At 61.1% G+C, this 26,141-nt stretch carries 19 protein-coding genes and 1 tRNA gene; 10 read left to right on the top strand and 10 right to left on the bottom strand.

The annotated features are described in order from the left end of the window. The first annotated feature begins 64 nt into the window (after positions 1-64). From ACRQDJ_RS04910 to ACRQDJ_RS04900, 3 genes are all read left to right on the top strand, one after another. Positions 65-1,312: a leucine-rich repeat protein gene (locus ACRQDJ_RS04910; RefSeq protein WP_284896019.1), complete on the top strand. Its 1,248-nt coding sequence runs from the start codon at positions 65-67 to the stop codon at positions 1,310-1,312. A 198-nt stretch (positions 1,313-1,510) separates the two neighbouring features. Then, complete coding sequence (locus ACRQDJ_RS04905) at positions 1,511-1,825, top strand: hypothetical protein (RefSeq protein ID WP_284896017.1); 315 nt, start codon at positions 1,511-1,513, stop codon at positions 1,823-1,825. Positions 1,826-1,933: 108 nt separating this feature from the next. Continuing rightward, entirely contained in the window at positions 1,934-2,152 is a 219-nt protein-coding gene (locus ACRQDJ_RS04900; RefSeq protein WP_284896014.1) for a hypothetical protein, read from the top strand. 116 nt (positions 2,153-2,268) lie between these two features. Here ACRQDJ_RS04900 and ACRQDJ_RS04895 read toward each other — a convergent pair whose 3' ends face one another. Together ACRQDJ_RS04895 and ACRQDJ_RS04890 are read right to left on the bottom strand one after the other, a co-directional pair. Further along, positions 2,269-2,541 carry a hypothetical protein gene (locus tag ACRQDJ_RS04895; RefSeq protein WP_284896011.1) on the bottom strand — a complete coding sequence of 91 codons (273 nt, stop codon included), beginning with the start codon at positions 2,539-2,541 and terminating at the stop codon, positions 2,269-2,271. A 349-nt stretch (positions 2,542-2,890) separates the two neighbouring features. After that, positions 2,891-3,253, bottom strand: a complete 363-nt coding sequence (locus ACRQDJ_RS04890; RefSeq protein WP_284896009.1) for a hypothetical protein — start codon at positions 3,251-3,253, stop codon at positions 2,891-2,893. Positions 3,254-3,538: 285 nt separating this feature from the next. On the opposite strand from ACRQDJ_RS04890, the gene ACRQDJ_RS04885 reads away from it, so the two are divergent. Next, entirely contained in the window at positions 3,539-4,363 is an 825-nt protein-coding gene (locus ACRQDJ_RS04885) for a DUF8757 domain-containing protein (RefSeq protein WP_284896006.1), read from the top strand. On the opposite strand, the gene ACRQDJ_RS04880 is transcribed toward ACRQDJ_RS04885, so the two are convergent. From ACRQDJ_RS04880 to ACRQDJ_RS04865, 4 genes are all read right to left on the bottom strand, one after another. Beyond that, positions 4,334-4,786, bottom strand: a complete 453-nt coding sequence (locus ACRQDJ_RS04880) for a DUF488 domain-containing protein (protein WP_284896003.1) — start codon at positions 4,784-4,786, stop codon at positions 4,334-4,336. The genes ACRQDJ_RS04885 and ACRQDJ_RS04880 overlap by 30 nt on opposite strands. 123 nt (positions 4,787-4,909) lie before the next feature. Then, positions 4,910-4,996 (bottom strand) — tRNA-Ser (locus ACRQDJ_RS04875). A gap of 123 nt (positions 4,997-5,119) precedes the next feature. Continuing rightward, entirely contained in the window at positions 5,120-6,097 is a 978-nt protein-coding gene (nrdF, locus tag ACRQDJ_RS04870; RefSeq protein ID WP_016442136.1) for a class 1b ribonucleoside-diphosphate reductase subunit beta, read from the bottom strand. Between the two features lie 120 nt (positions 6,098-6,217). Beyond that, entirely contained in the window at positions 6,218-7,816 is a 1,599-nt protein-coding gene (locus ACRQDJ_RS04865; protein ID WP_284896001.1) for a trypsin-like serine peptidase, read from the bottom strand. A 240-nt stretch (positions 7,817-8,056) separates the two neighbouring features. Here ACRQDJ_RS04865 and ACRQDJ_RS04860 point away from each other — a divergent pair, with 240 nt between their 5' ends. Further along, entirely contained in the window at positions 8,057-8,326 is a 270-nt protein-coding gene (locus ACRQDJ_RS04860; RefSeq protein ID WP_284895998.1) for a hypothetical protein, read from the top strand. A gap of 9 nt (positions 8,327-8,335) precedes the next feature. Continuing rightward, positions 8,336-11,524, top strand: coding sequence for a DEAD/DEAH box helicase (locus tag ACRQDJ_RS04855; RefSeq protein ID WP_435717849.1), 3,189 nt, complete (start codon positions 8,336-8,338; stop codon positions 11,522-11,524). A gap of 238 nt (positions 11,525-11,762) precedes the next feature. Here the strand turns inward: ACRQDJ_RS04855 and nrdE are convergent, their stop codons facing one another. Genes nrdE through nrdH form a run of 3 tightly spaced genes read right to left on the bottom strand, consistent with a single transcriptional unit; the run spans position 11,763 to position 14,602 of the window. Beyond that, positions 11,763-13,916, bottom strand: coding sequence for a class 1b ribonucleoside-diphosphate reductase subunit alpha (gene nrdE / locus ACRQDJ_RS04850; RefSeq protein WP_435717848.1), 2,154 nt, complete (start codon positions 13,914-13,916; stop codon positions 11,763-11,765). Then, complete coding sequence (gene nrdI / locus ACRQDJ_RS04845; protein ID WP_026429160.1) at positions 13,898-14,296, bottom strand: class Ib ribonucleoside-diphosphate reductase assembly flavoprotein NrdI; 399 nt, start codon at positions 14,294-14,296, stop codon at positions 13,898-13,900. Before nrdI ends, nrdE begins: the two co-directional genes overlap by 19 nt. Before the next feature lie 42 nt (positions 14,297-14,338). Beyond that, complete coding sequence (gene nrdH, locus ACRQDJ_RS04840) at positions 14,339-14,602, bottom strand: glutaredoxin-like protein NrdH (RefSeq protein ID WP_026429161.1); 264 nt, start codon at positions 14,600-14,602, stop codon at positions 14,339-14,341. A gap of 541 nt (positions 14,603-15,143) precedes the next feature. On the opposite strand from nrdH, the gene ACRQDJ_RS04835 reads away from it, so the two are divergent. The 4 genes from ACRQDJ_RS04835 (at position 15,144) to ACRQDJ_RS04820 (ending at position 20,069) form a co-directional block, all read left to right on the top strand. Next, positions 15,144-16,757 carry an L-lactate permease gene (locus ACRQDJ_RS04835; RefSeq protein ID WP_284895990.1) on the top strand — a complete coding sequence of 538 codons (1,614 nt, stop codon included), beginning with the start codon at positions 15,144-15,146 and terminating at the stop codon, positions 16,755-16,757. Positions 16,758-16,852: 95 nt separating this feature from the next. Next, on the top strand, positions 16,853-17,707 hold the full coding sequence (locus ACRQDJ_RS04830; protein WP_435717847.1) for a (Fe-S)-binding protein: 855 nt from the start codon (positions 16,853-16,855) through the stop codon (positions 17,705-17,707). Beyond that, positions 17,704-19,422, top strand: coding sequence for a LutB/LldF family L-lactate oxidation iron-sulfur protein (locus tag ACRQDJ_RS04825; RefSeq protein WP_435713495.1), 1,719 nt, complete (start codon positions 17,704-17,706; stop codon positions 19,420-19,422). The genes ACRQDJ_RS04830 and ACRQDJ_RS04825 overlap by 4 nt, the downstream gene beginning before the upstream one ends. Further along, a complete protein-coding gene (locus ACRQDJ_RS04820) occupies positions 19,419-20,069 on the top strand; it encodes a LutC/YkgG family protein (RefSeq protein ID WP_435717846.1) in 651 nt (216 codons plus the stop codon). Before ACRQDJ_RS04825 ends, ACRQDJ_RS04820 begins: the two co-directional genes overlap by 4 nt. A 248-nt stretch (positions 20,070-20,317) precedes the next feature. Here the strand turns inward: ACRQDJ_RS04820 and ACRQDJ_RS04815 are convergent, their stop codons facing one another. Beyond that, the gene (locus ACRQDJ_RS04815) at positions 20,318-26,002 is read right to left on the bottom strand and encodes a DUF7507 domain-containing protein (protein WP_435717845.1); all 5,685 of its coding nucleotides are present in this window, start codon (positions 26,000-26,002) and stop codon (positions 20,318-20,320) included. Positions 26,003-26,141: the final 139 nt, after the last annotated feature.

The following is a 26,141-nucleotide window of genomic DNA, read 5'->3' as shown; positions in this document are numbered from 1 at the left end:
CGGTGGCGGTGAGTAACCCGAGTTTCTCTGGGCTCTCCCGAGCCGCACCACGAAAGGATATCGGATGAAAAAGGGACTCGTTGGCACGGTGGGTGCACTGTGCACGGCATTGATGATGGGGCTGGCGGCGCTGGTGCCGGCAGCCACCGCCGCTCCCGCTGCCACGTGGGATGCCGCGGATTTCACTATTGAAACCGAGGGCGCTACCACAACGCTGCGCGGTTTGAGCGATACCGGCCTGCAGAAAATTACGAACCTCAAGCACGTGGTTATTCCGGAGGGCGTGACCGCGCTGACCGGGCCGAATGGCCGGACGGGGAATATGCACAGCAAGGGAATCACCGGTATTACGCTGCCGGCCACGCTCACGGAGGTGAGTTACGGTTTCCTGGATCGCAATGCGATTTCCGCGGTGGAGTTCCCGGCGGGGATGCAGAAGATTGGGCCGGCGGCTTTCCAGGCCAATGCGCTCACGGAGGTCACGCTGCCCGCCTCGATCACCGAGGTGGCCTGGAGCGCTTTCCAAAATAATCATATTTCCACGGTGCGGTTGGCCGGCGCGTATAACAACGCCGTTTTCCCGGTGGTGCCCGGCAGCAGCGCTGGCAATAGCAGCCCGGCTTTTGCGCAGCAGGAGCTCGCCGACGCCACGGTACCCGCGCACGGCACGCTCACACTCGCGCGGATTTCTGATGTGAACGGCGATCTCAGCGGTCGCGGGCTCACGTGGAGTGCGTATTATTGGGACGACGGCGCAGCCGAGCCCGCCCTCACCAGCTCCATCGTGACCTTTGCTGATGGCACGGTGACCGGGGTGGCCCCGGGTTCCACCCGCGTCATCATGATGGCAAATGATACGGCCACCGGTAAGCCGCTGTATTCCGCGGTGGTTCGGGTGAATGTGACCGAGCCGGCGCCTGAGCCTGAACCCGAACCGGTTCCTGATCCTGAGCCAGTTCCCGATCCCGACCCCCAGCCGGCGCCAGACCCTGTTCCGGACCCTAACCCTCAGCCGGCACCAGACCCTGTTCCGGATCCAAACCCTCAACCGCAGCCGCAACCCGATCCAGATCCGGCACCCGATCCGCAGCCGCAACCCGCGGATCCAACTTCTCCGTCGCAACAGCAGGCCCCGAAGCCCCAACCGGCTCCTAAGCCTGCGCCGAAGCCCGAGGCTAACAAGCCGGCTCCTGCCCCAAGCAAGGCACCGACGCGGCAACTCGCCCACACTGGCCTGGCCACTACGGGCGCTCTGGCCGTCATGACCGTGCTGCTGTCCACCGGCTACGCCCTGCGCCGGCGTGCGAAGTAACCCAAAGTTCTAGGTAACTCAAGGCTAAACGCCACGCACCTGGGGGCCGCGCCGATACCGGCACGGCCCCCAGGTTTTCTATTCTCCGCACAGATCCCGGGTGGTGATCTGACCGGCTGTCTACACTGAAGGTAAATGTGCGGCAAAAGAAGCCGCCGCGGATACTTATAATCACACGTAAGGTAAGGAGAAAACACCGTGGACCGAGAAGGGCTGCACAACGACGATAACCTTCCCTGGTCTCCCGTCGATATTCTCATCGATTGGATCAATGAACACGCAGACCCGGAACTCGTCGCGAAAGATGACGGTTACTGGCTTGAAGGAAAAGGCGGAGGTGGAACCCCGTGGTGCCTCATCTATGCTTTGGATGGTGCGAGCCGTTACGGAGTGAAAATCCCAGACGATAAGCTCATTCCACCGATTGAAGACATCCGTGGCGAGCTAACTGTCCACTCCCGGCGCGTCTTGAATATATTCCTTGAGAAGATCGGGTCGTCCCTACGGGTATAGCCTTATCGGACAAAAGCGGGCGCAGATCGGAGACCAGGTCGAACCGATTCCCCGCCGGCGTGAAATCTCCGAAAGGCTCGCTCGTAAGATTCTCGAAAGGAGCAAGAAGTGACAACACTAAATACCACGGTTACCCGTGATGGAAATTGGTGCGTCGCCGAATTTGCCCTTAACGGAAAGGAATACGGCACGCAGGCGCGCCGCCTTGATCATATTGAAGACATGGCAAAGGACGCCGCGGCGCTGATTACGGGAGATCCTCTCGATAGTTTCGCCGTTAACATCACCGTCGAAACCCCTGAATTCGCGGAGGATATCAAAAGATAAGGAGGCTCGCCTCGTTTGATTCAGGCGTAATACGAGACTCGGGACGCTTCTCTGCTGGCAGTTGCCCGGTTAGGCGATGCTGGATTTTCGCTTCGTGACATTGGTGCAGTTATGCGTTATATGGGTAGCGACTGATTCTTCGATACAGCTTGTTCGACATAATTCCAGAAGGGGAGGTAAGCGTCATCAACGGAACGCAGCATTTGAATAATGTCTTCAGGTAAACGTAAATGCAGGTCATTGGTACATACTGCAATGATAGATTCAATTGCGATCTCGTCTTGCCCGGAAGCGTGGTCTCCGTCTAGGCACTCCCAAAGATAATCGGGGAAATCAGAATGGCTTTTGACATACCGCTTCAGTTCTTCAAACGCGATATTAATCTCCACCTCAATCACCTTCTCTTTGGCTTTTTCGATTTCTTTGAAGCATTCGGCCCCTTCGGGTTCCGTGGGAGGCTTACAGACCAAACGAACGGCCCCGGGAAATGTTGCAACAACTGCTACAGCGATTGAATCGTATCTCCCGGGACCGTCCGCCCGTTCAACGAAGATGGAGGTACCCTAAAATGGGTAGATCATCATCAAGGCTCAGGATATATTCTGCTGCATAATAATGCAACAGTCAGAACCGTAGATTGATAAGCTCCGCGCGGGAATCACCGACATCACGTCGCAACCTACTGGGTATAAAAATTCCCCACATGAGTGCGGCCCGCAAGAAATAAAATAAGCGCGATTAGCTCGGAGAAATCTCTACGATGATCGGCTCTTCTTCCTCGGGGATAAGAGGGACACGAATCGGGGAACCAATCAGTTCGAGTTTTCGGTTAAGCTCCCTTGACGACCCGTAAGTCAATTCGTCGAGAATGTCGTCGACAGCTGCTGAAAGTAGAGACTCTGGCAGAGAGCACTTAGAAAAATGGGCCGCATTAATTGCGTAGATTAGATCCCATGCATCGCCATACATACCAAGGTAGTGCCCGTAGCCCTCGCCCTCACCTTCGCCAAAGAGGGATTGTTGATCGCCACGTGCCTGGACGTACTTGGCGAGCTCTATTACAGGATAGGTATTCGATTTATCGTTTACGCTTCCAGCCACGCTTTATCCTTACTTCTTTTACATCCGCGGTGGGAAAGTCCCAATAAAAGCGCTGCCTGAGCTTCGGTGGGCAGGATTCCGAGGACCTCAGTCACCTCTATGGATGAAAGGACCCGGTTTCCCGGTTCCGGTTTACCTCGGCAACCCTACCCATCAAAGAGCAGACCCGGCGATCTTTGCGCTAATTCTAGGTCACCAGCCCCGTGTAATCCATACCTTTCCCTAGCGGCAAGAAAATCTTGTAGCCTCTATTCACACCACCATCTTCGACGTGAAGGCGCGCCCATGGATATCAGCAAAGCAAGGGAACTGGACCAGCTAGGTCGAGAAATCGACGTTTTAGTCGTTGTTAAAACCGCTCCCATCCCCTCAGAAAAATACAAGGAAACCGTGTGCGTTGCCGGAGTCGCCCTCGATCCGCTTCGCTGGGTAAGGCTCTACCCTATCGCCTTCCGTTATCTTGACGGCACCGACCGCTTTAAGAAATATCAAACTATTCGAGTATCCGTCCGCGCACCTAACGATGATGACCGGGAAGAAAGCTTACGGGTCGAAAAGGATCCTCAACCGCAAGATGAGCCTATTGCCGGGTGGGACGAGAGAGCCATCTATCTCGACCCTCTTCCCACCAAATCCCTCTGCGAACTACGGGCGGAAGCTAAGAGAAATCCGGCCGCGCAATCCCTCGCTCTTATCACGCCCCGCGCAACACCAACTATTAAAGTATCGCTTCACCCGGGCTGGAATGAACAGCAGAAAGCTGCGCTGCGCAAATATAAGAACGAAGATATTTTCGGTAACAAGGGGCTCACTCTGGAAGCCCCGCGGTTTGTTGCCCGGCTTGAATTTTATTGCAATTTTCCGAGTTGTTCGCGCCATTCCTTGACGATAACGGACTGGGAAGCGGTAGCGCTGCAACGCCGTTGGCCGCCAACGGCGTCAATCGAATACGCCCAGCAAGAATTCGAAAAGAAATTCATTAGAGAACGGGAAAAGCCCGGCGTTCCACTACGAATTATCGTTGGCAACCAAGCCGCTCCGCACAAACGCCACAGCTTCCTGGTGTTGGGAATCTTTGGCTCAAGCCGCGAAGCGCTCGGACTCTTCTAAAACAGCGCACGTTTCCTCGATCACGAGTTTTCGGTGGCACTGCTGGTGATTAGCCTCGAAGCAGAGAACGAGGATCGCACCGTCATGCGCTAGGTCGGCAATCTCGTGGATGGCTACCCGAGCATCCGGAGTCGCGAGCACTTCGTTGCGGAAACGCGCGTGAGCGGCATGCGCTTCGGGAGTTCCGGGATGAGCGAAAGCTGCCCGATTGTCCTTAGGATTACCAAGGGAACGCATATGAACATAGCGAGTCCCCGTAGATTCAACCGCTTGGCGCAGCCGCGTTTTAGAAAATCCTTTCTTGCGGCTGATGGGGGTCAGTCGAATATCAACAACGGTATGGACTCGGTTAGCTTCCAATGTAGCGAGAAGATCACTGATAGTTTTCCCCTCGTAGCCCCAACCGAGAATAGTGGTGGCCATCGGTTGCACTCCTTCGTCTTAAGCGGGCGGCACGCGGCCCTATAACCTCATGAAACTTCAGTTACACACAAGCACGATGGCCGCGAAATCACAGGTAAATCTATGGCACGCGCCATCACAGAGCGGAGACGGAGGGATTCGAACCCTCGAGCCGCTATTGCGACTAACACCTTAGCAGGGTGCCACTTTCGGCCACTCAGTCACGTCTCCATGCTCACCGGGAAAACCTGAGCTCACCCGTGCAAGCCTTACTAGCGTACACGCTCAGCGGGGCGTGGTGCCAGTTTTTTCCCGGCGGAATTAGTCACGCACCACCGCGAGCGCGCAAGCACGCTAGAAATCCCAGTCGTCGTCGGTAGTATCTTCCACTTCGCCGATAACGTACGAGGATCCGGACCCGGAGAAGAAATCGTGGTTCTCGTCCGCGTTCGGGGAAAGCGCCGCCAGAATCGCCGGATTGACGGCCGTCTGATCCGGGTTGAACAGCGCTTCGTAACCGAGGTTCATGAGCGCCTTATTGGCGTTGTAGCGCAGGAATGCCTTGACATCCTCCGTCAGGCCCATCTCATCGTAGAGGCTGGCGGTGTATTCTTCCTCGTTCTCGTAGAGGTCTTGGAGCAGCTCAAAGGTGTATTCCTTGAGTTCGGCCTTGCGTTCCTTGCTGGCCTTCTCCACCGCGCGCTGGTATTTGTAGCCGATGTAGTAACCGTGCACGGCTTCGTCGCGAATAATGAGGCGGATGAGATCCGCGGTATTGGTGAGCTTGGCGTGCGCGGACCAGTACATGGGCGCGTAGAAACCGGAGTAGAACAGGAAGGATTCCAGCATCGTGGAGGCGACCTTGCGCTTTTCCGGATCGTCCCCACGGTAGTAATCCAACACGATCTGCGCCTTCTTCTGAAGGAATTCGTTATTTTCCGACCATTCGAAAGTTTCGTCGATCTCATCGGTGGAAATGAGCGTGGAGAAAATTGAGGAATACGACTTCGCGTGCACCGATTCCATGAAGGCGATATTGGTATACACCGCTTCCTCGTGCGGGGTGACCGCGTCCGGAATGAGCGAGACCGCTCCCACAGTGCCCTGAATGGTATCGAGCAAGGTCAGGCCGGTGAACACCCGGGTGGTCATGAGCTGTTCATGCGGCTTGAGGGTATTCCACGACTGAATATCGTTGGACAGCGGCACCTTTTCGGGCAGCCAGAAATTCCCCGTGAGGCGGTCCCACACTTCGAGGTCCTTTTCGTCCTCGATGCGGTTCCAGTTAATGGCTTGCACAGAACTGACAAGTTTCAACTTCGGGGGGATCACAGTAGCTCCTCGTTAGCGCAGGTGATGCGGGATAGATGATGGATAGGAACGACGACGCCGCTCGCGCCGCCACACCCCGCCCATTCTAGACGGTTGAATCGGTAAGCGGTGCGAGCCAGGTCATGAGGTGCGCGGCTTGGGCTGGATACCTTGCTGGGAGATATCCGCATACTGCGTCGTCGTGCCATCGATATTGGTGACGGTGAGGGTGTCATCGGCGATGCTCATCTTGGTCACGTTGGTGAATTCGAGGGGAAGATGCGGGTTGAGGTGCTCGGGGTGGCGCAGACCGAAGAGCCCCGGGTCATGCCAGAGGATGAGGGCGCCATCGCGGCCGAGGGTGAGAATATCGGCCATGCCGGAGCCGTCCAGGTCCCCGGCCGCGAGGGTGCGGAGGTTACGTAAACGGCGATCACGCCCGCCCAGGAGCCGTACGGAACGGAAACTGCGCGCGGCATCTAATTGAGCGAGCTCGCCGGTTTCTTCCCCGGCTGCCGGCAGGACTTCCGCTCCGCTGCCGGCATCCAGGTAGAGCGCGACCGCCCCGGAGGGCCACACCGTGAAGGCATCGGCGCGGTCGGGCTGGCCGCCCAGGTAGCCGAGGACTTCGTGGGCCGGGTTGCCCGGTTCGAGGGTGGCATCCTCCAGGGTGATGCGGGCTTCTTCCAGCAGCTGCGCGATGAGGTTATCCATGGGCACGCCCACGGATTCATCATCGGTATAGCCGCCGCCGTCCTGCGCGCCGCCGGTGATCGCCACGATAGCCCATTCCCCGTTCTCGCCTTGCTGGAGCCAGGGCCCGCCGGAGACCCCGGTGGGCATCCCGGCGCATTCAATATGGAAGTAGTCCACCCCGTTTTCCGTGAAAGTTTCGGTGGAGTTACGGCAGTGGCGCGGGTAGGCGGAGGTGTAGTTATCGGCCTCGAAAGATTCGGCCACCGGGTAGCCAATCACCTCAATATCAGGTTGTTCCGGGCTCACATCGGCAAGGGGCAAGCCGCCGGTCACGTCCTCAAGGAGGTTGCCGAAGCGGTCCGGGTCCGCGGTGAGGACGGCGGCGTCGTACCGATCCGCATCCTCATCATCACTGTAATATGCGTCGTTGATGACCACGGCGTCTGGGTCGATACGCCAAATACCGTGGGGAATATAGGCGGTGCCGGCAATAATGGAGAATTGCGGCACGAATACCGTGGCGGCGTAGGCATCCCCGGGCCAGCAGTGCGCGGCGGAAAGAATCTGGGAACGCCCCGGGGTATCGAGGACCACGCCGGTGCAGCCACGGATCACCTGAGTGGTGCCGGGAACCACGTGGAAGAAGGTGCCCACCTGCGGGATTCCCGGGAAGTTGTAGCCCGCCCCGGGCAGGCCCTCCCCCAGCCCCACATCGCTGACCTTCGGGTCCTCATTGAGGGCGGCGTTGAGGGAATCGGGAAGCCCGGCACCGCGGTGGTAGGCCGCGGCCAGGACCCGGCCGTCCACAATGCCAGAGTCGTCAAATTCGGCGTCGAGATCGCGGTGATTGGCATCGTCGTCCCAGACGATGGCCACGGCGTCGTCGCCAAAATTATCGTAAGTAACCGGGCGCGGAACCGGAGCGGCGAGCACCGGGGCTTTGACCAGCGCGCAACTACCCAGCAGCCCGGCGAGCAGAGCCAGCGTGAGCAGCGCGCCGAGTAACACCGCCAGGGTACCCGCGTGACGATACCGATTCCTCACCTGCTCCGCCTTCTTTCTCCGCGGGGTGGCTCCGCGGAAGTGGCACCTATCCTACCGCGCCGGCCTGAAGGTGATGGGGCTGGTTCGCTAGCAGGTTCGCCAGCGCGCGCCACGCCTGGCGGAGGCGTGACGCGGCCGGGTTCGCAAGCGCGATATGCACAGAACTAGTAGAGTGGTGAACTACCTGGCCGGCTGCCGGCCGGTCCACCATCGCGCGGAGTTACGCAGAATGGAGCACCTATGCTGTGGCAAAATATCCTGGCTATTCTTTCCGTTCTTGCCGGTCCGCTGCTGTATCTGACCGGCGCGGTGGTGATCGCGGTGGTCGGTATTGCGCTGGCGCGTTTCCTCGGGGCGCTCACGCGCCTGGCGAATGCCCGCGCGGAGAAGCTGGAGCACACCCAGAAGCTGGAGCACACCCAGAAGCTGGAGCACGCGGAAAACCCGGTGCACACAGAGAATCCTGAGCTCCAGGAGCCCGGACTTTCCTCATCCCCGGATGCGTCTTAAACTTAAAGGATGGCTGTCACACTAAGTTCAAAGATTGCGGCGCTAACCTTGGATGACTACGAGGTTTATTTCTCACCGCAAACCCGCGCGCGTGCGGAACGTTACGCGGAGGATGGCCACGTCCTTGATATCTCCGAAGACTCCGGGGAGATTACGGCCCACGTACTCGGCAACGGGCATACCTACCAGGTCGTTATCGAAGATACTGACCCGCTCCTGGCCTATTGTTCCTGCCCGGTGGCTCAATACTGTAAACATATCCTCGCAACCCTGCTGATATGCGCAGAAAATTGCGCCGATAGATCCTGGCGCACACTGCTGACGCGGGTATTACATCAGGCACAATCCACCCCGAAAACGCGGGGCCTCGGGCTTATTCTCGGCCGCAATCCGGAAAATGGGAAAATTACGGGAGTGCTGTATCCCGCGCAGCGCAACCTCAACGGTGAATGGTCGCGGCGGAGTACCGCGTGGTCCACTATCGCGCCGCGGTACGGCTCCCGCGCCAATACTGATGGCTTTGACCCGCTCCAGCTCAGCGCGCTCCGGAACTTGTACGAGGCAGCCCGGCGGAATCCCTATTCCAACCCCAATATTTCCCTCCGGGACCTCGGCACCGCCGCGATGGCGTACCTGCGTAACGTCCACGATGCCGGCGTTGAGCTTTACTGCGGTGATGTTGATCAGCCCTTGCGCCTGGCTCATGACCCCTGGGGTGTGCAGTTGAGCCTTTCCGCCCGCGAACCTGATAGTAATGACCTGCTTCTGCGGGTACTCCCGGAAACGCCGAACGGTACCCCCGCCGAAGTTCTTGCGGGTACCACCCCGCCTCTCGCCCTCAGTTACGAGGACGGTGCTTATATTCTGGGGCGCCTGCGCTCCACGATCCCCGATTATCTTTTCCAAGCCGCGGAAGATGCCCATCCTCTCACCATCCCGGCGGCGGATGTTCCTGTTTTTGAACTCAATCTCCTCCCGGAACTCCCGGAGGATATCCCCGTTGTTTCCCCCGACGGCGCCTTCACGCCGCACCGCTTCGCCGAACCGAATCTCCACGCGCTTATTCGCCGCCCTTCCGCTGAGGACGGCGCGCACTATCGGCACAGCGCTTTCCTCCTGGAGTGGTACTTGGGGCGGCGCATGCTGCCGGCCGATGGCAGTGAGAACCCCGCCGAATCCGAAGATCCGGAGAGCACATCCCTCTATACGGAACTGACGGTGCACCGTCTCCTGCATGAGGCGCCTCGGGAACAGCTGACCGCGGTGCGTGAAATCTGGACGAAGGCCACGAAGCTGCCACCGCTTGACCTTCTAACAACCCAAAGTTTGGACCTCAGCATCTATCAGACCCTGCGCGAAGTCGTTATTCCGGCCTGGCGCGAGGCAGGTATCACCACTACCGTCATGGAGGATGCCGATCTCACTATCGTGACCGATGCCCCGGTGTTGAGCACCAGCGTGAGCGAGGAGAACGACTGGCTTGACCTCAATATCACCGTCGACGTCGGCGAGCATCAGATACCACTCAACGTACTCTACGAGGCACTGACCAGCGGGCACGACCACCTCATCCTCGGCGATGTGCTGATCCCGCTGGGCAGCGACTTCGATGCGCTGCGCCAGCTTTTGCACGACGCCGCAGCTCTCGGCACCGTCACCCCCGAGAGTATCTCCGTGCCCAGGGCGCGTGCCCACGCCCTGGATCTTTCCGCGCTGGCCAATCCGCAGGCGCTCACCGATGCGCTCACCCAGCTTGATCACCTGGGCGAGCCGGTGCCGGTTCCCGAAACGTTCCAGGGCACCCTGCGTTCCTATCAGGAAGCCGGCTATTCCTGGCTCACCCACCTGGCAAGGGCTCATTACGGCGGGATCTTGGCCGATGATATGGGCCTGGGCAAAACCGCGCAGATGCTCGCCATGATTAGCGGCGCACGGGCGGAGGGCAAGTTGGAAGGCCCGGTGCTCGTGGTGGCTCCCACCTCCGTGGTGCCGGTCTGGCGCAGCGAAGCGGAGCGCTTCACCCCGGAGCTGCGGGTACACACCATTACCGGCTCGGGTAAACGCCGTTCACTGGCCCTGGCGAATATTGCCGCGAGCGCGGATATTGTGGTGACTTCCTATACCCTGCTGCGCCTGGAGCGCGCGGAGTACGCGAAGGTTGATTGGGGCGGGGTGATCCTCGATGAGGCCCAGGCAGTGAAGAACCCCAGCACGGTGGGTTACCACGCCGTCGCCGCGCTCACCCGCCCCTGGACCTTCGCGGTCACGGGCACCCCGGTGGAAAATAGCCTCTCGGATTTGGCGGCGCTGCTGGCCCTCACCAGCCCCGGCCTGCTCCCCGGGCACGCGCGTTTCACCGAGCAGTTCCAGAACCCCATTGAGAAATTTAATGACGAAGAGGCTGCCGCGCTGCTCACGCGCCTGGTGCGGCCCTTTATGTTACGACGCCGCAAAGCCGAGGTGGCCAAGGACCTCCCGGCCCGCACCGTGACCGAGCTGAGTGTGCCCCTCGCACCCGCCCACGCGCAGCGCTATCGCAAGCAGCTGGAACGTGAACGCCAGGAAATCCTCGGGCTTATCGATGACCCGAATGCGAATCGCATTTCGATTCTGGCTTCCCTCACCCGGTTGCGGCGCATGGCTATCGACCCGGGTCTGGTGGACGGGCGCATTACCACCCCGCCGGCGAAAACCAATCTGCTCCTTGAGCACCTCCAGCAGATTATCCCGGAAGGCCACCGGGCCCTGGTGTTCTCCCAGTTCACCACCTATCTGGAGCGTATTGCCCACCAGCTGGATCGGGAGGGTATTACCTATAGCTACCTGGATGGTTCCACCCGGGATCGCGCCGGAGCAATCGCGGCCTTCCGCGATGGCAGCGCCCCGGTGTTCCTTATTTCCCTCAAGGCGGGTGGTACCGGGCTTACCCTCACGGAAGCGGATTATGTGTACATTATGGACCCGTGGTGGAATCCGGCCGCCGAAGAGCAGGCCATTGACCGGGCCCATCGTATTGGCCAGGATAAGCCGGTCACCGTCTACCGGCTCGCCTCGGCGGATACCATCGAGGAGAAAGTCATCGCACTCCAGGCGCGCAAGCGGGAGCTGGCCGGCCTGGTTGATGAGGCGGCCCGCGGGCCCATTTCAGGGGCGGATATCCGTTCCCTTCTCGAGCTCACCGGGCCGGAGGGCCGCTAGCTGCGCCGTCGTACCGCGGGCCCGTGCCCGGCATCGCCGCGGCACGGAGCGCGGGGCGCGGCGCCGTCGTCGTTCCCCACCGAAACGAAGCGCCCGCGCTTAAGCCGAGCGGGCCGGTCACGTTTCCACGCAACCGGCCCGCTCCGCGCAAGCACACAGCCCGCAGGCCCGCTCCGCTCACCCGCGCCACGGGTAAACACCGTTTACCCACGCGGCGCAAGTAAACACCGCATACCTACTACAGCATGCAGGAGACGCAGCCTTCCACTTCGGTGCCCTGGAGGGCGGCCTGGCGGATACGCATGTAGTAGAGCGTCTTGATGCCCTTGCGCCACGCGTAAATGTAATTGCGGTTCACATCGCGCGTGGTCACGGTGTCCGGGTAGAACAGCGTGAGGGAAAGCCCCTGGTCCACGTGCTGGGTGGCCACCGCGTAGGTGTCGATGATCTTCTGCGGGCCAATTTCGTAGGCATCCTGGAAGTATTCCAGGTTGTCGTTGGTCATGTACGGTGCCGGGTAGTACACGCGCCCAATCTTGCCTTCCTTGCGGATCTCGATCTTGGACACGATCGGGTGGATCGAGGAGGTGGAATGGTTGATATAGGAGATGGAACCGGTGGGCGGAACCGCCTGGAGATTCTGGTTGTACATCCCGTATTCGGCCACGTCCGCAGCTAGCTGCGCCCAATCTTCCCGGGTGGGGATATGATGCGCGGCGAAAAGTTCGCGCACCCGCTCGGTTTGCGGGACCCACTCCTGCTCGAGGTACTTCGTGAAGTAAGCACCGTTTGCATAGGTGGAATCCTCGAAGCCGTCGAAGCGCTCCCCGCGTTCCTTGGCCAGCAGCATGGAGGAACGGATCGCGTGGTAGGCCACCGTGTAGAAGTACATATTGGTGAAGTCGAGGGCTTCCTCGCTTCCGTAGAAGATCCGCTCGCGGCCCAGGTAGCCGTGCAGGTTCATCTGCCCCAGCCCGATAGCGTGGGACATCTCATTGCCGCGCTTGACGGAGGGCACCGAATCGATGCTGGTCTGGTCGGAAACAGCCGTGAGGGCCCGCACCGCGATCTCAACGGTTTTGCCCAGATCCTCCGAATCCATGGCCTTGGCAATATTGAGGGAGCCGAGGTTGCAGGAAATATCCTTGCCCACGTGCTTGTAGGAAAGATCCGCATTGTATTCGGAGGCCTCGGAGACCTGGAGGATTTCCGAGCACAGGTTGGACATGGTAATCCGGCCCTTAATCGGGTTGGTGTTATTGACCGTATCCTCGTAAACGATGTAGGGGTAGCCGGATTCGAACTGGATCTCCGCGAGGGTCTGGAAGAACTGGCGCGCATCGATCTTCGTCTTCTTAATGCGCTTGTCATCAACCATTTCGCGGTACTTCTCGCTCACCGAGATCTCGGTGAGCGGCTTACCGTAGACCCGCTCCACATCGTAGGGAGAGAAGAGGTACATCGGCTCGCGATTCTTGGCCAGCTCGAAGGTAATATCCGGGATCACCACGCCCAGGGAGAGCGTCTTAATACGGATCTTTTCGTCCGCGTTTTCGCGCTTGGTATCCAGGAAACGCATGATATCCGGATGGTGGGCGTGCAGGTACACGGCCCCCGCGCCCTGGCGCGCCCCCAGCTGGTTCGCGTAGGAGAAGGAATCCTCCAGCAGCTTCATAACCGGGTTCACCCCGGAGGACTGGTTTTGGATGCGCTTAATCGGGGCACCCTGCTCGCGCAGATTGGTGAGGTTGAGCGCCACCCCGCCCCCGCGCTTGGAAAGCTGGAGCGCCGAGTTAATCGCGCGGGCGATGGATTCCATATTGTCTTCCACCCGCAGCAGGAAGCAGGAGACCAGTTCCCCGCGGGCCTGCTTGCCGGCATTGAGGAAGGTGGGGGTGGCCGGCTGGAACCGCCCGCTAATCATTTCTTCCATGAGGTTGGTGGCCAGCTCGGTATCCCCATCGGCCAGCGCGAGCGCCACGATGCACACCCGATCCTCGAAACGCTCCAGGTAGCGGGTGCCATCCCAAGTTTTCAGGGTGTAGGAGGTGTAGTATTTGAAGGCCCCCATGAAGGTGGGGAAGCGGAACTTATGCGCGTAAGCCTTCTTGTAGAGCTCCTTAATAAAGGCCATATCGTAGGCATCGATCACGCGCTTTTCGTAGTAGCCTTCGCGCACGAGGTACTCCAGCTTTTCTTCCAGATCGTGGAAGAACACGGTGTTCTTATTGACGTGCTGGAGGAAGTACTGCCGCACGGCTTCGTGATCCTTATCGAATTGGATCTTGCCCTCGGCATCGTACAAATTGAGCTCGGCATTGAGCGAGTGGTAATCCACGAGCGAATCACCCAGGTTTTCCGAACCGGTATCCGTTAGTGTTGCGTTGCCCAAAACTGTTCCAAACCTTCCTTAACCGTGGCGACGTCCGTGGGCGTGCCGAGCAGTTCAAAGCGATACATCATGGGGACGCCGCATTTTTCGGCGATAACATCCCCGGCGAGTCCGTAAACATCGCCAAAATTGGTATTTCCTCCGGCGATCACCCCGCGGATGAGAGCACGGTTGTGTTCGTTATTGAGGAATTTGATGACGGGGCGCGGCACGGCGCCGCGATGGTTCCCGCCACCGTAGGTGGGGCAAATAAGCACGTAGGGTTCATCCACCACGGGCGTTTCGCCGTGGATGGGGATGCGCACGGCATCGTAGCCGAGCTTTTCCACGAACCGGTGCGTGTTATTTGTTTGAGAAGAAAAATAGACGATACGTGCCATCGGTTCTTTCCTCAGCGGGCGGCACGCGGCCGCACCGCCAGCTTAGGCAGTCACCAGGGTGGGTTCCGCGGTGGCCTGCGCGCCGGCCTTGAGCGCCTTGATTTCATCGGGGCGGTAGCCGGACCAGTGATGACCGTTCGCGAAAACCACGGGCGCCGACTGGTACCCGAGGGCCTTCACCGCGGCAAGAGCCTCCGCATCCTGAGTGAGATCCACGAGCTCGTACTCCAGCCCCGCCTTATCGAGCGCGCGCTTGGTGGCATTGCACTGCACGCACGCGGGCTTGGTGTAGACGGTAATGCTCATGGGGTCTCCTCGGATTCGGATTGTCACGCTGTGTGCGTGGTGGAACGACTACAAGGCTAAACACTACACCTAGTGGCACCTAGAACAAAAGACCACTAGAACTTGTGGTTTTTACGACGACGCCGCCACTCCCACTTTGCGCCTATTTACGCGGTTTTAGGACTTTGGGCCCGCGCTTTGTGAAGCCGGTAACCACACCGCCCGGCGTGTCATGCGGGGTAGTCCGCGAGCGGGGCTGGAAGACACCCGAGGGCCACACCGGGCGCACGGAGTGCGCGGGGCGCCAGCTACATATCTAGGCACCCGCACAACGCGCCGGATCATTTAGCACATTTACTAAATTTCCGCCAGAGTAAGGAGTCCCTTACCCACCTTTTTGTAATCAACCTCACGCGAATTTTGGTGCTCTCAATTTTTATCTTGTGACCTACGTCCGTACGATTCTAATCAGACTTAAGCGGATTCGGATTCGACCGCCGTGACCAACGCTGCTCACCGACCCGTATCCGAGCCAACCTCGTGCGATGAAAAGGAGAACATCGTGGAAGCCTTTACACAAACCGCCGCGCCACTGGGGAGTCTCACCCTCTCCGCCCTCGTGGCCCTCCTGCCGCTCCTCACGGTGTTCTTCCTGCTGGGCGTCGTGCATATGAAAGCGCACTGGGCGGGGGTATGCGGCGTCGTCGTTGCGCTTGCGGTAGCGATTTTCGCTTTCCGTATGCCCGCCGGAATGGCGCTCTCCGCCGGCCTGGAAGGCGCCGTTTTCGGCATCTTCCCCATTACCTGGATCGTTCTCACCGCGATTATCCTCTTCGAGCTCACGGTGGCCTCCGGGCACCATGACACCCTCATGCAGGCCTTCGCGCGGCTTTCCCCCGATCCGCGAGCCCTGGGCATTTTCATCGCCTTCAGTTTCTGCGCCCTCCTCGAAGCGCTGGCCGGTTTCGGGGCGCCGGTGGCGATCTGCGGCGTTATGCTCCTCGCCCTCGGCTTCGCGCCCTGGAAGGCGGCGCTCACCGTGCTGGTGGGTAATACCTTCGCGGTGCCCTACGGGGCAATGGCCACGCCCGTGCTCACCGGCGCGAACCTCACCGGCATCGATGCCGCCACCCTTTCCGCCCAGATCAGCGAACAAACCAGCGTGCTCGTCTGGCTCATCCCCTTCGCGCTGCTCCTCATTATGGACGGCTGGCGCGGCCTAGCTCAGGTGTGGCCCTTGGCCCTGGCGGTGGGCGCCTCCTACGCGCTGAGCACCTGGCTCGCCGCCCGCACCCTGGCACCCGGCCTGGTCAATATGGTTCCCGCCCTGGTGAGCCTGGCGGTCGGCATCGCGCTGCTGCGCATCTGGCAACCGCGCGGCAGCCGCGCCGCGGCCGAACGCCTCACCGGCGCCGCACCCCAACCGGCCACCGAACGGATCCGCCCCGCGGCCCTGGCCTGGGCCATCTTCCCCTACGTGCTTATCGTGGCCGTTTTCGTGACCACCCAGATGGTGCCGGCAATCCGCAGTGCCCTCGCGGCCACAAACGTGACCATCCACTGGCCGGCCCTGTGGGCCGGGGGTGAGAATCTGGTGCGCGCCGCCGATGGCACGCCCGCCGCCTCCACCACCTACACCTTCGCCTGGCTGAGCTCCCCGGGCACCCTGCTGCTCCTGACCGCGCTGGTGCTGGCCGCCTGCTACCGGATGCGCCCGGGCGCGGTGGCGCGCCTCATGTTCGCCCAGGTCTACAAGCTGCGCTGGACCTTCCTCACCATCGGCTCGGTGCTCGCCCTCGCCTACGTTATGAACCTTTCCGGGCAGACCCTCACCATCGGCACCTGGATTGCCGGGGCCGGTTCCGTCTTCCCCTTCCTCGCCCCGATTCTGGGGTGGATCGGCACCGCGGTGACCGGTTCGGGAACCTCAACGACGGCGCTCTTTGCCAATCTGCAGCACACCGCCGCCACCCAGATCGGGGCGGATCCGGGGCTGCTGGTGGCCTGCAATACCGTGGGCGGGGCCGTGGGCAAAATGATTAGCCCCCAAACCCTGGCAATTGCCACCGGCGGGGTGGATATGGTCGGCGAGGAATCCGTGCTGCTGCGCAAGTCCCTGCCCTGGGCCTGCGGCCTGCTCATCCTCCTGTGTCTGCTGGTTGGGTTCCTCGCCTAAATAAATTCCCGCCCTGCCAGAGTTCCGCGGGTGGCCGGGCATAGCGCCGCGCAGCGGCGGCGTCGTCGTAATAACAACGAAAGAAAAGAGTTGATATGACCCTGATTCCCGGGCCGGAACCGCGCAAGAAAGTTGCGGTTTTCGCCACCTGTATTAACGAGGTGATGTTCCCGAATACCGTGAATAACACCGCGGTGCTGCTCGAGCGGCTCGGGTGCGAGGTGGAATTCCCGCGCGCCCAGACGTGCTGCGGCCAGATGTTCACGAATACCGGATATTTTGACCGGGCGCTGCCGAGCGTGCGGGCTTTCCTCGAAGCTTTTGAAGACTACGACTATATCGTGGGGCCCTCCGGATCCTGCGTCGGTTCGGTGCGCGAACAGCATGAGATGCTGGCCCTGGATGCCGGTGAGGATGAGCTGGCGCGGCGCGTCCACGAAGTGCAAAAACGGGTCTACGACATCAGCGAGTTCATCGTGGACGTGCTGGGAACCGTGGATGTGGGCGCGTATTTCCCGCACACGGTGACCTATCACGCCTCGTGCCATTCGCTGCGGGTGGCCGAGGTGGGCGACCGGCCCATTCGCTTGCTGCAGGCGGTGCGCGGGCTGGAATATATTCCGCTCGAAGATATGCGCCAGTGCTGTGGCTTCGGGGGCACGTTCTCCGTGAAGAACTCGGATGTATCTATCGCGCTGGGGCGGGATAAGGCCCGGCACGTGATCGAAACCGGGGCGGAATACGTGGCGAGCCTCGATAATGCCTGCCTCATGAACTTCGGCGGGATCCTGCATCGCGAGAAGAAACCCGTCCGCCCCATTCACATGGTCAATTTGCTGGTGCAGACCGCGCCGGTTGGCGCCGGTGCCGTGGGCGCGTCCGTAGCGGGTGCCGCCGGTGCCGTGACCGCAACCGGAACCGCTACCACCCCCGCCGGGAGGATCGCATGAAAACTTTGAAATTGGAACGCCTTACCCCGGCTCCGCCCGAAGGGGATCTGCTTGATTCCCCGGCCTTCCCCAAGGCCGCGGTGCGCGAGCTGGGCAACGAAACGCAGGCGAAGAATCTCCATCACGCCACCCACACGATTCGCGCGAAGCGCCAGGCGGTGGTGAGCGAGCTGGATAATTGGCAGGATATTCGCCAGGCCGGTGCCGATATTAAGAACCGGGTGGGCCGCCACCTCGATCATTATCTGGCAGAGTTTGAAAAGAACGCCACCGCCGCCGGGGCGCATGTGCACTGGGCGCGCGATGCGGAGGAAGCCAACCGGATCGTGATCGACCTGGTGCGCGCCACCGGGGAAAGTGAAGTCACCAAGGTCAAGTCCATGGTCAGCCAGGAAATTGACCTGAACGAACACCTGGAAGAGGCGCGGATCGCGGCCTGGGAAACGGATTTGGCCGAGCTTATTGTGCAGCTCGGGCACGACCGCCCCAGCCATATTCTGGTTCCCGCGATTCACCGCAATCGCAGCGAAGTGCGCGAGATTTTCCTGCGGGAGATGGGCCAGTACGGCACCCCCTGCCCGCCCGATGTGACCGACGAGCCGGCCGAGCTGGCCGCCGCGGCCCGCGTGCACCTGCGCGAAAAGTTCATGCGCACCAAAGTCGGGATTTCCGGCGCGAATTTCGCGATTGCGGAAACCGGTTCCCTGGTGGTGGTGGAATCCGAAGGCAATGGCCGCATGAACCTCACCTTGCCGGAAACCCTCATCTCCGTGGTGGGTATTGAGAAGATTCTTCCCACCTTCCAGGATCTCGAGGTGTTCTTGCAGCTGCTGCCGCGTTCGTCCACCGGCGAGCGCATGGCCCCCTACGGAACCATTTGGACGGGCGCCCGCAAAGGTGACGGCCCGCGCGATGTTCATATTATTTTGCTGGATAACGGGCGCACCAAGGTGCTCTCCGACCCGATCGGGCGCGCGGCGCTGCGCTGCATTCGCTGCTCGGCCTGCCTGAATATTTGCCCCGTGTATGAGAAGGTGGGCGGGCACGCCTACGGCTCGGTCTACCCCGGACCCATCGGCGCGATTCTCAACCCACAGATTCGCGGCCTGGAATCGGTGGTGGATCGCTCCCTGCCCTTCGCTTCCACCCTGTGCGGGGCGTGTAATGAAGTGTGCCCGGTGAAAATTCCGATCTCGAATATCCTCGTGCACCTGCGCCGCAAAGCGGTGGATAAGAAACGCGCGGAGGCCGGGCTGCGCCCGCACGTGGAGCCGATTCTCATGGCCGGCGGCGGTTGGGTTATGGGCAAGGGCTGGCGCCTGGGCGCCGCGGCGCGCATGGCCAGCGTGGGCGGGAAGATCATGGGCCTGTTCATGCATCACATCGGGAATTGGCATATTCCCGGCGTGCATCGCTGGACGCGGGCCCGCGACGTCCCGATGCTGCCCAAGCGCAGCGCCCGCGCCACGTTCGCGCGGCGCAAGAAACGCGAAGCGCGGCAGCTCAAGCGCATGCAGAAGGAGTTGCAGGGTCAGCTCGGTTGCGATCCGAGTCTGATCGACGGCGCAGCCAATTCGCCAACTGCCCCTCAGCAGTTACCGCAGCTGCCGCCCGCGGCGGGGCAAAGCGCGTCGGCGAATGCTCCGCAGCTGCCGCCGAACCCGACCTGCGCACCTGATATTTTCGGCCGCCCGACCACTGAGGAGCTGTCATGACCTCGGCACGTGATGAGATTTTCGCGCGGATTCGCTCCGCGCTCGGCGATGTGCCCAGCCAGGATCCGGAAGAATCCGCGATCAGCTGGGAATACAACCAGCCCACCGCCATCGAGGGCGACATCGTGGATTATTTCCTCGAGCTCGTGGCCGATTACAAGGCCGAGGTGGAGCGGGTGGAACCGGAAGCGGTCCCGGCGGCTATCGTCGCACACCTACACGCGATTGGCGCGCGTTCCGTGGTGCTTCCCGCGGGGCTGGATTCCGCGTGGCGCGCGGCTATTGCGGCGGATGGTTTCCAGATATACGACGACGATAACCTGACCGCCCGCCAACTCAACGAGATTGATGCGGTGGTGACGGCCGCCGCTGTCGGGGTGGCCAATACCGGCACGTTCGCCATGGACCATCGCGCTGACCAGGGCCGGCGGGCGCTCACTCTGGTACCCGATGCGCATGTGTGCATACTGCGTGCCGACCAGGTTGTTTCCAATACTCCCGAGGCGATGACTCGGCTCCAGGATTCGGTACGCGATGGCCAGCCGATTACTTTCGTGGCCGGGCCGTCCGCCACCTCGGATATCGAGCTGAGCCGCGTGGAGGGCGTGCACGGCCCGCGCCAGCTGCACGTGCTGGTCGCCGGCTAAGCAGGCGGCACTGCCCGCCAACACGGCGGCCGGGTGGCGGCGAGCGGTGCACCGCGCCGCCACCCGCAAGCCGTCAGCGCTACGCCGCCATCAGCGCGGGTGCCCATCAGTGCAGGTACCTATCAGTGGAGGCACCCATGAGCACGACGCGGCCACCCGCACACCAGGGCCCGGCCGGGATCACAATCCCGACCGGGCCCTGCGTGCTGTATGCGACTCAGCTGCGTTCCGTCACGTTAATGGTGCGCTTAGCTGGCGTTCTCTCGCCGCCGCAATGCGCTACCTCCAGCCAGGAGGAGAATCGCGAGAACGATGGGCGCCGTGAGCTCAGCACCTGTATGGCTCAGCCGCTTCGTAGATGCTGGGGCGGGTGGAACCTTGGTGTCCACGCTCGCCGTGACACCCGTGAGTTTCTCCCCACCCGGAGTCACTGCGGTGACGGTTGCGGTATTGGTTACCGTCGTTCCCTGCATCGGTGCGGTGATCTTCGCCCGGGCGTGTGCTAGAAGCGCTTCTCCCGGAGCCAATACCCCGGACGCACCCGGCCAGCTGTACTCGATGGGGCCCAGCCCGGCCATTGGATCGTCGATGGTGATGCCGGTGAGCGTCGTTGTTCCAGTATTGACCACCTCGAAACGGTAGATGATGACATCCCCATCCACCTTCGCGGTTTTCTCCATCGTCATCCCCGGGTGTCCGGTGATGGTAATGTCACCGTGGCCGCCACTGCCTGGAATTTCCGGGTCGCCCGGCTTATTCGTGATGGTATCCCCGCCCGGAGTCACCCCGGTGGCGCTGGCATCGTTGCGAACGGTACCCGCATCCACCTGCTCCTGGGTGAGCACCGAGGTTGCACTCGCACTGGCCTTCTCACCCGGAGCGAGCACCCCAGCCTCACCCGGCCAGCTGTACTCAATCTCGGACAGTCCCGGGAAGTCGTCCTGAATAACAACGTTGCGCAGGGTGGTATTTCCGGTGTTCTCCAGCGCGAAAGACCAGGTGACAATATCACCTGCGCGCGGGTTTTCCTTCTCCACGCTGCCCGTTTTCACCAGAGCGAATGAGGGACTCTGCGGGAGCACCACGGTTTCTGTGGCACTATCGCGCACCTCCAACCCACGCGGCGATGTCGCGCTCACCTTCGCGGTATTCTCCACCACGCCAGCATCAAGCAGCCCCTGAGTGACCGGCGAGGTTGCACTGGCGGTCACCGACTGCCCCGGAGCGAGGACCCCGGCCGCACCGGGCCACGCACCGAAGCTCACCGCGCTCAAGCCAGGAAGCTCATCGCGCAGTGCCACCCCACTTAGCGTGGTGGTACCGCGATTAGTGATGGTAAAGGTCCACGTGACTTCGTCACCGGCGCGCAGCATCTCGCCCGCGCGCTCCGGTACGCTCCCCTGCTTGATCACCTGGATCTGGGCGCCGTCCGGGATGCTCACGGTAGCGCTATCACTGGCTGTAACCGCTGTTCCGTGCGGATCCGTACCGGTAGCCGTGGCGGTGTTTTCCAGGCTGCCGCGGTCCACATCCGCTTGCGTCAGCGTATAAGTTCCGGTAACACGCTGAGAGGCACCGGGTGCCAGCGTTGTGATAGTACCCAGTTCCCCTCCCAGCAACGGATCAGATACGACGACGCCGCTGAGGGTCACGTTGCCGCTATTACTCACCTCAATGGAGTACTCCACGGGTTCGCCGGCACGCAGCTGGGCGGGCGTCGTCGCCGTTTTCACCAGGCGCAACACCGCGGTCCCGGGCAGCGGGGTCGTAATCGTGGCACTACCCTCCACCGCGGTACCGTGCGGGGATGCACCCGCGGCCGTGGCGGTGTTCTCCAGGCTGCCGCGGTCAATATCCGCCTGGGTGAGGGTGTAACTGCCGCTCACCGTGCCGATAGTTCCCGGGGCCAGGGTGGTGATGGTGGCAAGTTTCCCGCCGAGCAGCGGATCACTCACAACAATTCCATGCAGGGTCACATTGCCGGTATTGCGCACTGCAATGCTGTACTGCACCTGCTCACCGGCCGCGATAGTTGCCGGCGGCGTAGCGGTTTTGGTGACCGCGAGCGCCGGGGCTTCGGGGAGCTGGACGGTGGCGGTTCCCTGGGCGCTCACCGCTGTTCCGCTCGGGTCGATGCCAGTAGCCGTGGCGATATTATCCACGCCGCCGCGGTCAATATCCGCCTGGGTAAGGGTGTAGCTGCCGCTCACCTGCTGGCGTGCTCCTGGTGCGAGCGTGGAAACCGCCCCCACGGTGCCGCCGAGCAACGGGTCCGTCACCGTCACGTCACTCAGGGTGACATTGCCGGTATTGCTCACTGTAATGCTGTACTGCACCTGCTCACCCGCCGAGATAGTTGCCGGCGGCGTAGCCGTCTTGGTCACCGCGAGGGCGCCGGCTGCGGGCAACGGAGTGGTCACCGTAGCCGTGGCCTGCACCGGGGTATTCTGCGGCGAGGTTCCGGTGACTGTCGCGGTATTGTCCACGCGGCCCGCGTCGATATCGGCTTGGGTGAGAGTGGCGTGCGCGATTCCAGTGGCGACGGCGCCCGGCGCCAACGTGCCCGGTTGGGCAGCATCAGGCCAGGTCATGGCAAGGCCGCTTACCTTCGGGTCACTCAGGGCAATCTCCGTAATGGGAACGTTCCCGTTATTCGTGATGGTGAAGGTATAGGTCACGGTATCTCCGGCCGCCGCATTCGCGCCTGCATCACCGTCGGCAAGCGCAGCTGTCTTGGTGAGAGCAAGGGCGGGCTGGGCGTGGAAGAAACCAAAGTCTTGGCCGTCCAACTTGGCTGCCCGCGCCACCGTCACCACGGCACTGGTGGCTCCGTCTTTACCGGCCGGGGAGTAGCTCGGCACGTAGCTCGCACTGCCTCCCGGGGCCGGCGGGGTGACCGAGATGCGGTAGGTTCCGGCCAGTACATTATCGAAGGAATAGGTGCCGTCGGCTGCCGAGGTTGTTTCTACCGGAGCGCCGCTGGGGCTGAGGATCGGGTCGCCTGTGCTGGCATCCAGGAGGCGCACGGTGGCACCGGCCAGCGCGGTGTCATCCGCGCTTGCGCCGTCGTCGTTAATATCCACGGCAATCCGCCCGCTCACGGTTGCGGCGACCACGGTAGCGCTTTGCGGTTCGGCGGCGGTGAGCGGGAGCGGGGAATGCGAGGTGGTGCGCAGCAGGCCGGTCATGGTGTTGGCGATGACCGCGCCGGCCGGCGCCTGCGGAGCTTCCAGAGTAAGGGCGTAGCGCGCGCCGCCGGCCGGGCCGGTAGCGAAATCGTTGATGATGAAACGCAGTGCCGTGACCTGGCTAAGGTCCGTGGAAGCCGTCAGTTCCTGCCAGGTGACGCCCTCCGCCGGGGCGGCCCCGATGGTGCCGTGCGGCGCCGTCGTATATTCGGCACTCACATTAGCGGCCTCTCCCTGGAGACGTTCCACCCCGGTAAGGATCGGGGTCACGGTAGTGCCGCGCCCGTCGCCCGCGTAGGGCAGTTCGTCCACGAAAATCGCGTGCCCCATGGAATCCATGGTGGTGTTATACATTTCCAGGAGGTAGGATGCCGGCTCATTGCGCTGGATGCTGGGGGTGCGGAGCGTCTTGAGGTAGTTCGCTCCGGCAACCAGGACCATAGTGACATCGGTGGAGGTTTGGGCCTGCCAGCCGGCCTGATCGATCACATCTCTCCAATACCACTTCCGAAGGTCATCCCCGCGGAAATAGGAATCCAGATTGAGCTGGCCGGATTCGGGTAAATAGGGCCCTATGTGCAGATTGATGGGAATCTCGGGCAGCTGCTGGCCCACCGGAAGTTTGCCGCCATTGGCCACGTAATCGAAGAGGTACGGGGTGCGCCCATCCGCGCAGAGATTCGCATCGGAAGCCTTGCTCCCCCTCCACGTGGCGGCATCCACGGGAGACAGATCCACATCCACTACTTCCGCGGGAATGCACATAAGCACCTGAGCGTGTGCGGCTGTCGTTTGCGGAGAGTTGGGGACGAGGAAGGTTTCCGGGCGGACAGTGTAGCGATACTTATTATTTGTTTTCGCTACCGTGACGCGGTTGCCAGCAGATCCGTCCGAATTAATATCGGTGAACAAAGATGACCTAAAACGAGCTTCTCCAACCGCGACGAAAATGCGCCCTCCGGTGCCTTTATATTGATTTCTTCCCTGGTACTTCGACCGCATATCCACGGAGAAGCTAATACCGTCATCAACAAAAACCGCGTCCGAGCTTGCCACCGCTTGGACTGTGAAGTACATATGGTAGCGCTCTCGCGCAGCGGATGGGCCTGTGCGCATGGACAGCAAATTGCCATTATTCACTTTGGGGCGGGCTTGCAACGCATAAACGTCGCTAAAATCGCCCGAATACTCGGATAGTGGGCGGAATTCCCGCAGCTCCGGACTACCTGGTGCACCAGCCCGCACGTACAGGTCATAATCCGATTTTGGAATCTCATAGTAGCCGTTCGCTGTTTCGCCGGGCATGCCCTTGGGGTAGGGGTCCCCGGGGATATCGCTGGTTTTTACGAACAGGCGCGCGGTGCGCGGATCCATGCGTTGGTAGGCCGGATTGCCCGCGTTGAGGGTGACCTGGTTATCGACCGAGCCCACGCTTTCATACTGACCGCCCAGGCGGGTGTTATCCAGATACTGGTAAGCAACGCCGATGAGTGCATACGGAGTATTCGGCGGCACAACGCCGTTGTGCCCCAAGCTCGGCCTTGCCCGCATCGCGTCCGGGTCGGCTCCCTCTGGATGCCTGCCGTAACGCTGATTGGTATCTGTGAGGAGCCGCCCTTCCGTAGGCCGGTCGATTGTCCATGTGAGGGTTTCAGTATTATTGAGCGGGTTTGTTTCGTGGAGAGGTTGTGAGGGCGACGACGCAGAGCTGCCCCGCGGGTTTACCGGAGTGACGGAACTGCTGAAAGTAACCACCGTCTTATTAGCCAATTTCGCAAACTCAGAAGCGGGAATCCACACTCGGTATTGCACATAAGCCGCGGAATTCCCATCCCGAGCTTGGGCTCCCGTGAGAGTGAATTTTCCGAAGGAGTCCCCTTTTTCGGCAGTTATCCCCGACCGCACCGGCGCAACTGCCCATCGCTCCGGAATGAAGGGACGCGGAGCATTAGCGCCGGGTTCTTGCACCATGATCGTAAATGTGACCGCGGTGGTGAGGGGTTTCTCAAACGTCCACCTATCGGAGAAGGGGAAACTGTACTTCGGCGTGAAACCGAAGAGATTGCCTTTTTCCGTGCCGGAGCCGAAATTATAGGGGCCTTCCCCGCGGTAGGTACCCGTATCATCAACTGGATCACGGCCGTGCCCAAGATCGAAGTCGAGCTGCCCAACAACTTCAACGGAGGTGAGATCACCAGATACCGGAACAGTGCGCTCCCCCTGCGCGTCGGTCACCAGCAGTTCGGGACTGTAGGTGCTGCCCGGGCCCACTCCGGTGCCCGGCCGCGCAATAATCGGTTGGATGACCACAGCAGCGGTGCCGGAACCGCCCTCATTACTCACGGTGGCGGTGAGAGTGCGGCCATCTGCGCTCACGGTGTAGGAGCGTTCCACACCGTTCGCGGTTCCGCCCAGCACGGCGTCAAGCCCGGGGCCGGTTTCCCAGCTCCAGCCTTCCGGGAGAGTCTGCGAGATGGTGGCGGAGGTAGCATCAGATGCTACGAAAGCCCACTGGAATGAGACGCGCGATCCGTACCCAACTTTCCCGTTCTTCGGGTCGGCATCGTAATCGCCGTAGGTATCATCGCCGGTGATGCCAACGGATACATTGGTAAGAGCACCTGTTGCGGGAGCGGCGGAGGCTTGCGGGAGCGCTCCCCATCCCAAATTCAGAAGAAGGACGGTACACAGCAGCGCAATAAGCGACCGCCGTGACGCCCGTGGCATCGTGAAATGTCGATTCATCGAGCTTCCTTGCGTGAAAATGTGATGGCATATTCCATCATGATGTGACTTGTTGCTATAACAGCAATGATGAGGACCCCTGCTATAACAATCTGTAATGAATCGTATCGATGTTTTCCGAATTTTTGGCAAACTTTTA

Origin of the sequence: Actinotignum urematis (assembly GCF_051264595.1) — a bacterium.
GTDB lineage: Bacteria > Actinomycetota > Actinomycetes > Actinomycetales > Actinomycetaceae > Actinotignum > Actinotignum timonense_A.
This window is presented reverse-complemented; position numbering and strand designations above follow the sequence as displayed.

Bases quoted from the DNA above. Each gene is read 5' to 3' on its own strand.
- ACRQDJ_RS04815 (WP_435717845.1), bottom strand. From the start codon at position 26,002: ATGAATCGACATTTCACGATGCCACGGGCGTCACGGCGGTCGCTTATT.
- nrdH (WP_026429161.1), bottom strand. From the start codon at position 14,602: ATGAGCATTACCGTCTACACCAAGCCCGCGTGCGTGCAGTGCAATGCC.
- ACRQDJ_RS04910 (WP_284896019.1), top strand. From the start codon at position 65: ATGAAAAAGGGACTCGTTGGCACGGTGGGTGCACTGTGCACGGCATTG.
- ACRQDJ_RS04885 (WP_284896006.1), top strand. From the start codon at position 3,539: ATGGATATCAGCAAAGCAAGGGAACTGGACCAGCTAGGTCGAGAAATC.
- nrdI (WP_026429160.1), bottom strand. From the start codon at position 14,296: ATGGCACGTATCGTCTATTTTTCTTCTCAAACAAATAACACGCACCGG.
- ACRQDJ_RS04860 (WP_284895998.1), top strand. From the start codon at position 8,057: ATGCTGTGGCAAAATATCCTGGCTATTCTTTCCGTTCTTGCCGGTCCG.
- ACRQDJ_RS04880 (WP_284896003.1), bottom strand. From the start codon at position 4,786: ATGGCCACCACTATTCTCGGTTGGGGCTACGAGGGGAAAACTATCAGT.
- ACRQDJ_RS04825 (WP_435713495.1), top strand. From the start codon at position 17,704: ATGAAAACTTTGAAATTGGAACGCCTTACCCCGGCTCCGCCCGAAGGG.
- ACRQDJ_RS04855 (WP_435717849.1), top strand. From the start codon at position 8,336: ATGGCTGTCACACTAAGTTCAAAGATTGCGGCGCTAACCTTGGATGAC.
- ACRQDJ_RS04820 (WP_435717846.1), top strand. From the start codon at position 19,419: ATGACCTCGGCACGTGATGAGATTTTCGCGCGGATTCGCTCCGCGCTC.
- ACRQDJ_RS04830 (WP_435717847.1), top strand. From the start codon at position 16,853: ATGACCCTGATTCCCGGGCCGGAACCGCGCAAGAAAGTTGCGGTTTTC.